Annotated in this window: 10 protein-coding genes and 1 pseudogene; 9 read left to right on the top strand and 2 right to left on the bottom strand. The window is 40.9% G+C overall.

Annotated elements, in window-relative coordinates:
• The first annotated feature begins 2 nt into the window (after nt 1-2).
• A complete protein-coding gene (locus tag ABHC48_RS00815; protein ID WP_173769695.1) occupies nt 3-2,846 on the top strand; it encodes a cellobiose phosphorylase in 2,844 nt (947 codons plus the stop codon).
• A 118-nt stretch (nt 2,847-2,964) separates the two neighbouring features.
• On the opposite strand, the gene ABHC48_RS00810 is transcribed toward ABHC48_RS00815, so the two are convergent.
• Nucleotides 2,965-3,009, bottom strand: coding sequence for a hypothetical protein (locus ABHC48_RS00810; RefSeq protein ID WP_334285438.1), 45 nt, complete (start codon nt 3,007-3,009; stop codon nt 2,965-2,967).
• Here ABHC48_RS00810 and ABHC48_RS00805 point away from each other — a divergent pair.
• Nucleotides 3,004-3,081, top strand: a pseudogene (locus ABHC48_RS00805) (DUF6783 domain-containing protein); the annotation flags it as partial. The gene ABHC48_RS00810 and the pseudogene ABHC48_RS00805 overlap by 6 nt on opposite strands.
• A gap of 62 nt (nt 3,082-3,143) precedes the next feature.
• Here the strand turns inward: ABHC48_RS00805 and ABHC48_RS00800 are convergent.
• Nucleotides 3,144-3,884, bottom strand: a complete 741-nt coding sequence (locus ABHC48_RS00800) for an AraC family transcriptional regulator (RefSeq protein ID WP_195698942.1) — start codon at nt 3,882-3,884, stop codon at nt 3,144-3,146.
• 161 nt (nt 3,885-4,045) lie between these two features.
• Here ABHC48_RS00800 and ABHC48_RS00795 point away from each other — a divergent pair, with 161 nt between their 5' ends.
• The 7 genes from ABHC48_RS00795 to ABHC48_RS00765 all read left to right on the top strand — a co-directional run bounded on the left by ABHC48_RS00795 (nt 4,046) and on the right by ABHC48_RS00765 (nt 13,311).
• The gene (locus tag ABHC48_RS00795) at nt 4,046-5,413 is read left to right on the top strand and encodes an ABC transporter substrate-binding protein (protein WP_173769696.1); all 1,368 of its coding nucleotides are present in this window, start codon (nt 4,046-4,048) and stop codon (nt 5,411-5,413) included.
• A gap of 163 nt (nt 5,414-5,576) precedes the next feature.
• Nucleotides 5,577-6,539 (top strand): sugar ABC transporter permease, encoded by a 963-nt coding sequence (locus ABHC48_RS00790; protein WP_148463497.1) that lies wholly within the window; start codon nt 5,577-5,579, stop codon nt 6,537-6,539.
• Nucleotides 6,536-7,381, top strand: a complete 846-nt coding sequence (locus ABHC48_RS00785) for a carbohydrate ABC transporter permease (protein ID WP_173717007.1) — start codon at nt 6,536-6,538, stop codon at nt 7,379-7,381. The genes ABHC48_RS00790 and ABHC48_RS00785 overlap by 4 nt, the downstream gene beginning before the upstream one ends.
• The gene (locus tag ABHC48_RS00780; RefSeq protein WP_195698943.1) at nt 7,381-9,888 is read left to right on the top strand and encodes a glycoside hydrolase family 3 protein; all 2,508 of its coding nucleotides are present in this window, start codon (nt 7,381-7,383) and stop codon (nt 9,886-9,888) included. Before ABHC48_RS00785 ends, ABHC48_RS00780 begins: the two co-directional genes overlap by 1 nt.
• A gap of 254 nt (nt 9,889-10,142) precedes the next feature.
• Nucleotides 10,143-11,138 carry a serine hydrolase gene (locus ABHC48_RS00775; protein WP_243284450.1) on the top strand — a complete coding sequence of 332 codons (996 nt, stop codon included), beginning with the start codon at nt 10,143-10,145 and terminating at the stop codon, nt 11,136-11,138.
• A 150-nt stretch (nt 11,139-11,288) separates the two neighbouring features.
• Nucleotides 11,289-12,002, top strand: a complete 714-nt coding sequence (locus tag ABHC48_RS00770; RefSeq protein ID WP_195698944.1) for a LytTR family DNA-binding domain-containing protein — start codon at nt 11,289-11,291, stop codon at nt 12,000-12,002.
• Nucleotides 11,995-13,311, top strand: a complete 1,317-nt coding sequence (locus ABHC48_RS00765) for an ATP-binding protein (RefSeq protein WP_195698945.1) — start codon at nt 11,995-11,997, stop codon at nt 13,309-13,311. Before ABHC48_RS00770 ends, ABHC48_RS00765 begins: the two co-directional genes overlap by 8 nt.
• Nucleotides 13,312-13,473 lie beyond the last annotated feature (162 nt).

Here is a 13,473-nt window from a genome sequence, read left to right as displayed (position 1 = left end):
TGATGAAACATATAGAATTTCAGGATAAAAACGGAAGCTTTATTATACATGATCCGGAAAATTATAGTGGTCTGTATCTGCCTCTGGCGGGAGAAAAAGGACTGAAATCCAGTATCACCCCTAATCTGGGAGGTGACAGCAAAACAGATCAGAATCATTTCCTTCTTGAGCCTGTAAGTATTGAAAACCTGCATAATAACCGAAATACCAGAAATTTCTGGTGTCAGGTATATAAAAACACAGAAGCAGGTGATACTGCTCTGTCTGGAGCAGATCCGAAGCTTCTGGGCTGTTGGTCTGTCTGTGGAAATTCCGCAGAACAGGAATTTCAGAAATTTACAGATAAGCAGGACGAAAGCACACTGGAAGCTGGTTTTATGTGGCAGAAGATTTCCCGAAAATCACAAAAATATGGTCTTCAGGCAGAAGTAACTTCTTTTGTTACAATTTCCGGGGACATGGAAGTAGAATATGTGGAAATCACAAATATTTCCGAAAAAAAAGTGGAAATTGTGCCAACAGGTGCAATTCCAGTATATGGAAGAAGTGCAGATAATCTTCGAGATCACCGCCATGTTACCTCCCTTCTCCACCGAATTCGGACCACCGATTATGGTGTGGAAGTAACCCCGGTTTTGTCCTTTGACGAGCGGGGACATCAGAAAAATAATACTACATATTTTGTATACGGTTCAGATGAAAACGGAGAGAAGCCGGAGTCATTTTATCCTACGGTGGAGGAGTTTATAGGAGAAGGCGGAACCTTTCTGAATCCAGAGGCAGTAAGAATTAATAAGCCCGGAAAACCCTCTGGAACAGAACTTCAGGGAAAAGAGGCTGTTGGAGGCATCCGATTCAGCCGGAAAACACTGAAACCAAGGGAAACAGCTGGTTATATTTTACTATGTGGGATTGCAGATGCCGGTGAGCAGCAGTTCCCAAGAAAGGAGAATACAGATAAAAAGGCAATAGATCCGGCAAAAGCTTCTAAATGGATAGAGTCGTTGACTTCTGGCTGCAGGACCCGCTCCCAGGTACGGAATATGCTGGAAGAAGTAAAAGAACACTGGATTCGGAAGGTTAATGTAGCGTTTGAAACTGGAAGCGAAGATGCGGATAATTATCTGAAATGGATCTGTTTCCAGCCAATCCTCAGAAGAATTTATGGATGTTCTTTTCTCCCCTATCATGATTATGGAAAAGGGGGACGCGGCTGGCGCGATTTATGGCAGGATTGCCTTGCCTTGTTGATCATGGAGCCATCTGAGGTAAGACAGATGATCATTGATAATTATGGAGGTGTTCGTATTGATGGAACAAATGCCACAATTATAGGAAGTGGTCAGGGAGAATTTATTGCAGACAGGAATAATATTACCCGTGTATGGATGGATCATAGCTTTTGGCCGTTTGTAACTACGAAGCTTTATTTGGATCAGACCGGGGATCTTGATGTTTTATTTGAGAAGATTCCATATTTTAAGGATCTTCAGTCAAAACGCGGAACAGCTCATGATGAAGAATGGAACAGCAGTTATGGTAATTTACAGAAAACGGATGCTAATGAAATATATCATGGAACTGTTCTGGAACATATTCTTCTTCAAAATCTGTGCGCATTTTTTGATGTGGGAGATCATAATGAAATGTGTCTGCATGGAGCAGACTGGAATGATGCCTTAGACATGGCCTGGGAAAAAGGTGAGAGTGTGGCCTTTACCTGTGCTTATGCCGGAAATTTGAAGGATATCGCTTATGTGCTTAGAGAAATAGAGAGTGTTCAGGGAATTAACAGGATTGAGCTTGCAGAAGAAATGGAATGTCTGTTTGCCTGTGGAAAACAGTTATATGAAAACCCTGAGAAAAAACAGAAGGTTTTGAAGCAATATACTGATTTGAGTGCCCATAATCTCAGTGGAAATAAAGTAGTGCTTTCTCTGAAAATGGTATGCAGCAATCTGGAAGAAAAAGCAGACTGGCTCGTGGAAAATATTCGGAAAAATGAATGGATCCAGGATGGGGATAAAGGCTGGTTTAATGGATATTATGATAATCATGGAAGAAAAGTAGAATATAGCGCGGTTTCAGATGAAACCGACAATAAAGCAGGTGCAGAGTGTAACACCCGAATGATGCTTACCGGACAGGTATTTGCTGTCATGAGTGGTACCGCTACAGAGGAACAGATCCAGGCAATCTGCAGAAGTGCAGATGCATATCTGTATGACAGGAAAGCCGGTGGCTACCGCCTGAATACAGATTTCAAGGAGGAAAAATTTGACCTGGGAAGAATGTTTGGATTTGCATATGGAGAAAAGGAAAATGGTGCCGTCTTTTCCCATATGGCAGTTATGTATGCCAATGCATTGTACAAAACCGGTCACGCCAAAGAAGGATACAAAGTTCTTCAGACTCTGCTTGATACTGCAATGGATTTTGAACGCAGCAAAATGTACCCGGGAATCCCGGAATATTTTGATAATCAGGGAAGAGGCTTATACGCATATCTGACCGGAGCTGCAAGCTGGTATATGCTGACCATGATAACAGAAGTTTTTGGAGTAAAAGGCCAGCTGGGCGATATGGTGATAGCACCTGCACTTATGCCTGAGCAGTACGATCAGGAAGGAAAAGCTTCCTTGAAAATAGAATTTGCCGGAAGGAAATTTTCTATTCACATTTTTAACAGGGAGAAAAAAGAATGGAATAAAGTGCAGATAAAAGAAGCCTTTTGTGATGGTACTTTGCTGTCGGCAGAAGGCGGCAGGCAGGCTCGCCTGAAGCGCTCTGAAATAGAAAAACTGACTTTGGAAAAAGTACATGAAATTAATATTATTTTGAACTAATCTGGATAAAGAATTAGAAAAATGACCAGATATTCAGGAATAACAATGCATAAATAAAGGTTATTCCTAAATATCCGGTCTTTTTATGTAAGGCGGAGAATTATGCATTGCAGGAGCCTTACGTGCTAGAGCCTGTTTGAAAAATCATTCCCGCAATCTGCACGCCCCACTTTGCGGTATATTTTGCCCGAATTCAGTTGCCGTAGCCCGCTACGGCGCCTTCATCCGGACAAAATCTCCCACAAATTGTGACGCACATCTTGCAGAAAGCCTTTTTCAAACACGCTCTAGGTCAGCTTACCACATGGATTTATAATATCTATCCCTGTATTTTTTGGGAGTCAGACCAGTGAAATTTTCGAATACCTGAATAAAGTGACTCTGGGAAGAGAAGGATAGGTAATTGGCGATGTCAACTACTGCTTTGTCTGAGTAGCGAAGAAGATGTGTGGCTTTTTCTATTTTTTTCTCCCTTATGTAGTCACTGATGGAAATTCCAAGATTTTGTTTGAATACCCTGGATAGATAATTCTGGGAAAGACCGGTGTGGCAGGCAAGGTCTTCTATGGTGATACGGTCCTTTATATGAGCATAGATGTAATCAATGCACTGCATAACTGGCTTGGAAAGTACGGATGATTTTTTTTGCAGGATCATTTTTCCGGTAAAATCCTTTGCCATAATGTGGTGAAGGTCTGCAATCTGTCGCAGGGAAGTGCAGGAATCCATTTTTAAAATGTAAAAGTCACTAAGCCGGTAGGCCTGCTCTGCCTCCATCCCTCCGTCAATGCAATATCTGGTAAGCATCGCAGCTGTAACCACAAAGTGGTATTTCAGATTCGTGACAGGGTTTCTGGAAAGGACTCCGGTTCCCTCCAGATTCGTAAAAGAATCTGCATTACAGTTCTGTATGACAGTTTCCATATCTCCGGTTTTTACTGCCGCATAAAAGGAATATTCAACAGAAGGCGGTCTGTGCTTGGATTCAGTTTCATTTTCTTCAAGTTCTGTGTTGTACCAGTCTTTTGATATTGCCATGTAATCCCCTCCCAAACAAAAATGTGTCATTTTTTATATTATGACACGAATCTGATATTTTGTTAAGAGAAATAATATAATGTCAAAAATAAAAATGGTATATTTATTGCACCAAAGAGATACAGCATTAAGAAAATGCTCAAAAAAGGAGGATCTTTTATATGAAGAAGAGAGCAGTATCTATGTTACTTACAGCTGTTATGGCAGTTACCGGTATGGCTGCAACAGCAACCGTAGCACATGCAGAAGGAGAAGAGGGAAAGGTTATTAACATCTATTCCTGGAACGATGAGTTCCGTACACGTCTGGAAGCTATTTATCCAGAAGTTGAGTCCACTTCCAGCGATGGAACTGTTACAACCTTAAAAGACGGAACTGAGATCCATTGGATCATCAACCCAAACCAGGATGGTGTTTACCAGCAGAAGCTTGATGAGGCGCTTCTGAATCAGGCTGATGCATCTGATGATGATAAAGTAGATATTTTCTTAACTGAGACCGATTATGTTTTCAAATATACAGACAAAGATGCAGATGTAGCAATGCCGCTTACAGATCTTGGAATTGACCCGGATACAGATCTTGCAGATCAGTACGATTTCACAAGAACAACTGCTTCTGACTCTGACGGAGTACAGAGAGGTTCTACATGGCAGTGCTGCCCAGGAACCCTGGTATACCGTCGTGATATTGCAAAAGAAGTTTTTGGAACAGATGATCCGGCAGAAGTAGGCGAGAAAGTAAAAGACTGGGATACAATGAAAGAGACTGCTGCTCAACTGAAGGAGAAAGGTTACTACACATTTTCTTCTTATGCAGATACCTTCCGTTTATATGGAAACAGCATCGCACAGTCCTGGGTACAGCCTGGTGAGACAACCATTACAGTTGACCAGAAGATTATGGATTGGGTAAATGATTCAAAAGAGTGGCTGGATGCAGGTTTCCTTAACCCGACTGTAAAAGGACAGTGGAACGATGACTGGAACAAAGCTATGGGCTCCCAGTCAAAAGTATTTGCATTTCTGTTTCCGGCATGGGGAATCGACTTTACATTAAGTCCAAACTGGGATGGCGATGCAGGCTCATGGGCAGTTACAAATCCTCCGCAGGAATACAATTGGGGCGGTTCTTACATTCATGCAGCAACAGGTACTGATAATCCAGAGCATGCAAAAGACATTATCCTTGCTATGACTGCAGACAAAGACAACCTGTTAAAGATTTCTAAGGATTATTCAGACTTCACAAATACAAAGAGTGGTATGGCAGAGGCTGCTACAGATGATGCAAACTTCTCTTCTGAGTTCCTTGGCGGACAGAACCCATTTGCATATTTTGCACCTGTTGCAGAGAACATTAAGATTGCACCGCTTTCTGCATATGATCAGGGATGTGTAGAGCTTATCCAGAACTCCTTCAGTGATTATTTCCAGGGAAATGTTGACTTTGATAAAGCAAAGGCAAACTTTGAGACTGCTATTAAAGAGCGTTATCCTGAGATCTCTGAGGTTAAATGGCCGGAATAATGTAGATAGTTCTGAGGATTTTGTTTGCAAAAACATCTTGCAGAATACTATTAAAAAAATAATGTCCATGTGACATTTGAAAATTGGTATAAGGAACGTGGAGAGGATCCTGTAACATAGGATTCTCTCCTGTTCTGTAAGATGTGTGTAAAGGAGAACTGTTATGAAGAAAAACAAGAAAAGCATTAATTATGGAAAATGGGGCTACCTGTTTATCCTTCCTTTTTTTATAATCTATTTGATTTTTTCTTTGATTCCATTGGTTGATACGGTCCGTTACAGCTTTTTTGAATATTTCCGTTCTGGAATTAAAGAAATCGGACCCAATTTTATTGGAATGGCAAATTACATCAGTCTGCTGAAATCCGATATGTTTAAATATGGAGCAAACACATTGATTCTGTGGCTGATCGGATTCGTGCCGCAGATTGTGGTTGCGTTGGTTCTGGCAGCCTGGTTTACAGATGCCCGTTTAAAAATAAGAGGAAAACAGTTTTTTAAAGTGGTAATATATCTGCCGAACCTGATTATGGCATCTGCATTTGCACTTTTATTTTTTACTATGTTTTCTACAAACGGACCAATAAATTCTATTCTGATGTCTCTTGGATGGATTAAAGACCCTATTGATTTTATGGGATCTGTAGTTGGAACAAGATCTTTAATTGGCTTTATGAACTTCCTTATGTGGTTTGGAAATACAACGATTATGCTGATGGCGGCTGTTATGGGTATCAGTATGGATATTTTTGAGGCTTCTGACCTGGATGGATGCAACAGTATTCAACGTTTCTATTATATTACATTGCCGCTGATCAGACCGATTCTTGCATATACATTAATTACATCCATTATTGGTGGTCTTCAGATGTTTGATGTACCACAGATCCTGACAAATGGACAGGGCAATCCAGATAGAACGTCTATGACGCTGATCATGTTCCTGAACAGTCATCTGAAGAGTAAGAACTATGGTATGGCTGGTGCATTATCTGTTTACCTGTTTATTATCAGTGGTATTTTATGCTTCATCGTATATCGCATGACCAATGATAATGATCCGGATGGTTCCAAAAAGGCTGCAAAAAAACGTGCTAAGGAAGAAAGGAGAAGATTAAGAAGATGAAGAAGAAAGCAGGAAGCCAATTCAGAACAGTTTTTGCACATATCGTACTGATTCTTCTGTCTTTTATGTGCCTGTTCTTCTTTTACGTATTGATAATTAATGCAACCAGATCTCATGGGGATCTGCAGAAAGGTTTCTCTGCACTTCCAGGAAAATATTTCCTTGAGAATCTGAAAAACGTGGCAAACGACGGAAGCTTTCCAATGTTTCGGGGAATTTTGAACAGTGTGATTGTATCTTCCTGTAGTGCCGCACTTTGTACATATTTTTCATCCCTTACGGCATATGGTCTTTATGCTTATGAGTTTAAGGCAAGAAAGGTTGCTTTTACATTTATCATGGCAATTCTTGTAATGCCAACGCAGGTTACTGCAATGGGATTCCTTCGTCTGGTTACGAAGATGGGATTATATGATTCCCTTCTGCCGCTGATTATTCCCTCCATTGCATCTCCAGCTGTATTTTATTTTATGTACAGTTATCTGCAGTCATCTCTGCCGCTTTCTCTTGTAGAGGCTGCCAGAATCGATGGTTCCGGAGAATTCCATACCTTTAATCGCATTGTGCTTCCAATTATGAAGCCTGCAATTGCAGTTCAGGCGATTTTTACATTTGTTGGTTCCTGGAACAACTACTTTGTACCGGCCCTGATCATCCAGTCCAAGAGTAAAATGACGGTGCCGATTCTGATCGCTACTCTTCGTGGTGCTGATTATATGAATTTTGATATGGGTAAAATTTACATGATGATCACAGTTGCGATCGTGCCGATCATTGTTGTGTACCTGCTTCTTTCCAAGTATATTATTGCAGGTGTTACCCTTGGTGGTGTCAAAGAGTAATGGCGTTTACACAGTTTAAGCACAGTGGGACTTTGAATCCGGAAATATCTGTCTGCGAGAAAAAGCATAGCTCTTTTGCAGAAAAAGCGGCAGAGGAAGGCATTGTCCTATTGAAAAATGAAAATATTCTTCCCATTTCATTATCTGCATCGGTTGCCCTTTTGGGCATCGGTGCGGATAAAACTGTAAAAGGGGGGATTGGTTCCGGAGATGTAAATAACAGGCAGAATATTACCATTTACGAAGGAATGGAAGAATCCGGAATTCGGATCACCAGCAGGGACTGGCTGGATGATTATGAACATCGCTATCAGAAAGCGAGACTTATATGGAAAGAGAAAATTCTTGAAGAAGCAAAGCATGTAAATAATCCTTTTGATGCTTATGCATCCAATCCATTTATCATGCCGGAGGGGCGTCCTGTTTCTGAAATGGATATCCAGGAAGCTGAAATTGTTGTTTATGTAATCAGCCGTATTTCTGGTGAAGGAAAAGATCGTCGTCTTGAAAAAGGTGACTATTATCTTAGTGAACGAGAAGAGAAAGATATTCTTTTTCTAAACAGCAGAAGTGTGCCTATTGTTCTGCTTATAAATGCCGGTGGTCCTGTGGAGCTTACAGATATTCTGGAAAAAGCGCAGTGGATAAAAGGTATCCTCAATATTTCCCAGCTTGGACAGGAGGGGGGACGTGCGGTTGCAAGGATCCTTCTTGGAGAAGCTGTTCCAAGCGGAAAGCTTACAACAACCTGGGCAAAAAAATATGCGGATGTGCCATTTGCAGAGAATTTTAGTTATCTGAATGGAAATCTGGAATTGGAAGAATATAAAGAAGGAATTTATGTGGGCTATCGGTATTTCGACAGTTTTGGTGTAAAGCCACTTTTTCCTTTTGGCTTCGGTCTTTCTTATACAGATTTTAAGATTCAGTTTTGCAGTATTGAAATTGACAAGGATAAGATTGCAGTAAATGTATCTGTAGAGAATATTGGAAATACTTTTGCAGGAAGAGAAGTTGTACAGGTGTATGTATCACTTCCCCGGGGCAGGATAGAGAAAGAATACCATCGCCTGGTTGGATATGCAAAGACAAATGTATTAAAGCCGGGAGAAAAACAGGAATTAAAAATCCTGTTTGATGGAAAAACTATTGCAAGCTTTTTTGAGGATGCAAATGCCTGGATTGTGGAAACAGGAAAGTATGGTCTCTGGATTGGAAATAATTCAGCCAATCTGAAGCTGGAGGCTTTTATAAATGTGAACCAGGATGTAGTTCTGGAGCAGACGCAGAAACTGGAAGCATTGGTTGAATTATCTGAAAAACTGGAAGCTTCGAAGAATGTAAAGGCTGCAGAAAAGCAGCTGGAGAAAAGTAGAAATGCTGATTTTCCCACCATACAGTTTGAAGCATTGCAGAGAAAACAAAAGGCTGGAAATGTTGACCGAGAGTCTCTGGCCATGGGAAACTCGCTGGAAATTCTGGCAGAAGAGCTGCCTGTAGAAGAATTGATCCCACTTTTATACGGAAATACTGGTGGTATTAGCAGCAATCTTGGAGCAGCAGGGATTAAAGTGCCTGGTTCAGCTGGCGAAACTTCAGAAGCTCTTTATGAAAAATATGGAGTTCCGGTATTGATCATGGCAGACGGACCAGCTGGTATCAGACTGCAAAGAAGTTATGAGGTAAATCGCGAGAATGATTCTGTTTATGGAATCGGTGTTCTTGGTTCTTTGGAAAATGGATTTCTGGTAACAGAAAAGCCTCACCAAAATGCAGATACGTATTATCAGTACTGTACTGCTTTTCCGGTTGGTACAGCTTTGGCGCAGTCCTGGAATCGGCAGCTGTTGAAAGAGTTTGGAGAAATGATAGCTGAGGAAATGGAGAAATTTGGCGTCAATCTCTGGTTGGCACCGGGAATGAATATTCACAGAAATCCCCTGTGCGGACGAAACTTTGAATACTATTCAGAGGACCCGCTGCTTGCAGGAAGTCTGGCAGCAGCAGTTACCAAAGGGGTTCAGAGTAAAGCAGGATGCGGGGTAACGATTAAGCATTTTGCATGCAATAATCAGGAAGATAATCGTATGGGAGTAGATGTTCATCTTTCTGAAAGGGCTCTTCGTGAGATTTATTGTCGTGGATTTGAGATTGCCATAAAGGAGAGTAAACCTGCGGCAATTATGTCCTCCTATAATCTGGTAAATGGGGTACATGCCGCAAACAGCAAGGATCTGTGTACCAGAATTGTGCGTGATGAGTGGGGATTTGAGGGCGTGATCATGTCGGACTGGAATACTACGGAACCCAAGGACGGAAGTATTCCATGGAAGTGCACAGCTGCCGGAAATGATATTATCATGCCGGGAAGTGAGAATGATCATAAAAGTATTCTGGATGGTTACAGAAGCGGGGAGCTTTCAGAAGAAGAAATTCGTATTTGTGCCAGAAGGGTATTGAAACTAATTGATAAACTGCGAAGCAGTTATTTGGTTATGAGCAAGTAGTGAAGCGGATTGCGAATATTCGCTTGACTAAAAGGACTGAGCAAGGTATGCGTATGTGTACTTTGCTCTTATTTTTTTCATTTTTATAGAAATTATAAAGAGAGATGTGGTAGTATGGAAAATACCAGCGATACAAAAAGAAAATCTGGAATGGAGCTTGAGGTGAAAGATGGTGCTTTGCTGTGGCAGAGTATAGAAATAGACGAAAGCAAGAAGAGCGTATAAAAGCAGTGGAAAATGGAAGGAGAGTCTAAATGGATGAGCGAAGCAAACGGGCGCAGATGGAGCGGAAGAGGAGAATTCGTAGAAAGAAACAGAGACGTCGGGTTTTGATTAGTGCACTGGTGGAAGTTTTGATCCTGGCAGTGTTGGCTTTTGCGTTTTGTTGGAACAGAGGACTGGGAACGAAAATTTCAGGCTTTTTCGGACGATTCGACAGACCGCCTGTGAAGGAACTGGATGTGACGGGAGTAAACAGTTCTAATGTAGTTCTAATGGATGTGAAGAGCGGAGCAGTTATTGGTGACCTAAATGGGGAAGAGCAGATTTATCCGGCGTCCATGACGAAGATCATGACTGCAATTGTGGCGCTGGAAGCATTTTCAGATCTGGATCATGAGATTACTTTAAGTGAGAATATTTTTTATGCTCTGGATGGACAGGATGCCACACAGGCAGGCTTTCAGCCAGGGGAGAGCGTGAGAGTGCGTGATCTGGTCTACGGCGTAATGCTGCCTTCCGGAGCAGAATGTTGTCTGGCTTTGGCAGATGAAGCATCCGGCTCAGAAGAAGCATTTGTGGAAAAGATGAATAAGAAGGCCAAGTCCATTGGGATGAAGGATACCCATTTTATGGATTGTACGGGATTACATGATCCAGAGCATTATAGTACAGCATATGATATTGCGCTGCTGCTTAAGTATGCGTTACATAATGATACTTTCCGTGAAGTGGCAGAAAGCCATTTCCATTCTACGCCAGCTACCAATGTACATCCGGATGGAATTACCTATTACAGTACCATGTTTAAAAATATGTCGGATACATCGGTAACCGGCGGGGAAATTCTAGGTGGCAAAACCGGGTATACCTCTGAGGCAGGGCATTGTCTGGCAAGCTTTGCACAGATATATGACAGGGAGTACATTCTGGTAACTGCAGGCGCCGCGGCGGACGCTACGGGAGTACCGCATATTCTGGACGCGAAAACAATTTATAACCGACTGGGCGAAGCAGTGGCGAAAAAATAAGAGCCTGCGTGGGGAAATTGGAGATTCCGGGTCACGGAGTGAACAGGAACAATTGGAGAATAATTCTATGACAGTTACTTACTTGTAATATTGAATAAAAGATGCTACCTTGAATAATAGTAGATACAATAAAAATCAGGGAGAAACGAAATGATTCATGTAGCAGTAGTGGAAGATGAAGAAAAGTACAGAGAGCAGTTATCGGAGTTTCTTTCCAGATATGGGAAGGAAAAGGGGATTTCCATACAGACCAGAATTTATTGTGACGGAATTGATATTCTGGATGAATATGCAGGTCAGTTTGAAGTTATCCTGCTGGACATTCGCATGAAGCATATTGATGGTATGGAAGCTGCTAGAAAGATTCGGGAAAAAGACAAAGAGGTTATTATTATTTTCATTACGAATATGGCAGAGTATGCCATACAAGGCTACGATGTGGAGGCCAGAGGGTTTATTTTGAAGCCAGTGCGCTATAAACTTTTTGCCCAGCAGATGGACAGGGCACGCAAAGAACTGGAAAGTAAAAAAGCGGAGTATCTGTCCTTACAGCTTCAGGCAGGTGTAAGAAATGTAAGTTTAAACGATATTTTCTATATGGAAAACAGAGAACATTATCTTCATATTCACCTGGAACAGGAAGATATTATTTTTTACTGTACCATTAAAGAAATGGAGAAAAGATTGGAAGGGAAGCCGTTCTTTCGCTGTAACAGCGGACTGATCGTAAATCTTGCAAAGGTACAGAGTGTGAAAAATAATGAGATTCTGGTACATGGCGAGACATTGACGGTGAGCCGTTCTAGAAAGAAAGAGTTTATGGAACAATTGACAGAATATATGGGAGAGGGAGAATATGTTTGAAGCGGCATTGCCGGGAATTCCTCGGCTTATTACAGCGTTGTCTCAGTGGCTTGGAATTACAGTAATGATCCTGCTTCTGGAAAAAAGGAAGTCCAAAATAATTTCTTTGGTTGAAATTTTACTATCTGAGATTGTAATTTTAACATTAAATTTTGTAATCGTAAGCTGGTTGCAGAGAACTACTATTGAATGGATTATTGATATGGTAATCAGTGTTCTTGTAATGATCTTATGCATATGGGTAATCTGTGAAATAGATTTTTGTAGTGCAATAGGTTACGGCATGATTGGATTTGTAACCGGTGAATTTGCCGCGTCCGCAGAATGGATGCTGAGTTGCTGGCTTATTGGTGGAGCTACTTTATGGAATGGATGGGCATTTTTTATATTGGTCAGTTCTTTTTTGCTTGCGTATGGAATTTTCTATTATCTGGAAAGAAAAATTTCAGAACGCTTTGCAGATATGGAAAAGAAACAGACACTGGTATTTGTTCTGATTGCTTTGTTAGCTATGATTGTTGGAAATCTGGGCTTTTATCGTGTGGATTATCGGACTACAGTGGAAATTGATGCAAGTATGATTTTGGCAATCATCAGAACACTGGTTGATTTCGGGGCAATTGCGGTAATTCTTTTTCTTCAAAGAAGCTGGCAGGAAGAGAGTGTCAAAAAAGAATTGACGGCAATCAATCATATGCTAAATTTGCAGTACAAGCAATATCTGGATTATAAAATGAACACGGAATATATCAGTCGCCAATGCCATGATCTGAAACACCAGATTGCGGCGCTTCGGAGTGCTTGCTCGTCAGAAGAACGGGAGACTTATTTGAAGGAACTGGAAGCGGCTGTACAACAATATGATTCTCAAAAGGTAACTGGAAATGCAGTGCTGGACTCCATTCTTACCCAGAAGCAGATGCAGTGTGCGCAGAAAAATATTCAATTTATCTGCAATGCAGATGGAAGGTTGCTGAAGAATCTGGCTGTCCGCGATATCAGCAATATTTTTGGAAATATTATAGATAATGCCATGGAATGTGTGGCAAAATATGAGGATGAAGATGACAGAATAATTCAAGGCTCTGTTTATCAGAAAAACAAGTTTCTGATCATTCGCTTTGAAAATTGCTGCTATGAGCAGTTGAAATTTGAAAAAGGTGTTCCTGTAACTACAAAGGAAGATAAGAACAGGCATGGATATGGTGTTACCAGCATTATTTATACTGTGAAAAAATATAATGGACATGTTCAGATTCAGTGTGAAGATAACTGGTTTGTAATAAAGGTTTTGATGCCAATTATGTAAGGAAAATGTCAAAACAGGTAAAATATCTCAATGGAATAAGCATTTGTGTTATGTTCTCTCTTGTAAAAAGAGCCGGTAATCAGACAAAAGGAACAAAAAATGTTCCTGGTTATTCTATAAAGAAACAGGAAAATAAAAACGTCTGAGAAATGGTAGAAAAAC

This window comes from Ruminococcus sp. 1001136sp1 (genome assembly GCF_039841815.1).
Taxonomy (GTDB): Bacteria; Bacillota; Clostridia; order Lachnospirales; family Lachnospiraceae; genus Blautia_A; species Blautia_A faecis.
Note: the sequence above shows the minus strand (reverse complement) of the source record. Positions and strands in the feature narration are given on the sequence as shown.

Excerpts from the sequence above, each read along its gene's own strand:
- ABHC48_RS00815 (WP_173769695.1), top strand. The coding sequence starts at position 3 with ATGAAACATATAGAATTTCAGGATAAAAACGGAAGCTTTATTATACAT.
- ABHC48_RS00800 (WP_195698942.1), bottom strand. The coding sequence starts at position 3,884 with ATGGCAATATCAAAAGACTGGTACAACACAGAACTTGAAGAAAATGAA.
- ABHC48_RS00795 (WP_173769696.1), top strand. The coding sequence starts at position 4,046 with ATGAAGAAGAGAGCAGTATCTATGTTACTTACAGCTGTTATGGCAGTT.
- ABHC48_RS00790 (WP_148463497.1), top strand. The coding sequence starts at position 5,577 with ATGAAGAAAAACAAGAAAAGCATTAATTATGGAAAATGGGGCTACCTG.
- ABHC48_RS00785 (WP_173717007.1), top strand. The coding sequence starts at position 6,536 with ATGAAGAAGAAAGCAGGAAGCCAATTCAGAACAGTTTTTGCACATATC.
- ABHC48_RS00780 (WP_195698943.1), top strand. The coding sequence starts at position 7,381 with ATGGCGTTTACACAGTTTAAGCACAGTGGGACTTTGAATCCGGAAATA.
- ABHC48_RS00775 (WP_243284450.1), top strand. The coding sequence starts at position 10,143 with ATGGATGAGCGAAGCAAACGGGCGCAGATGGAGCGGAAGAGGAGAATT.
- ABHC48_RS00770 (WP_195698944.1), top strand. The coding sequence starts at position 11,289 with ATGATTCATGTAGCAGTAGTGGAAGATGAAGAAAAGTACAGAGAGCAG.
- ABHC48_RS00765 (WP_195698945.1), top strand. The coding sequence starts at position 11,995 with ATGTTTGAAGCGGCATTGCCGGGAATTCCTCGGCTTATTACAGCGTTG.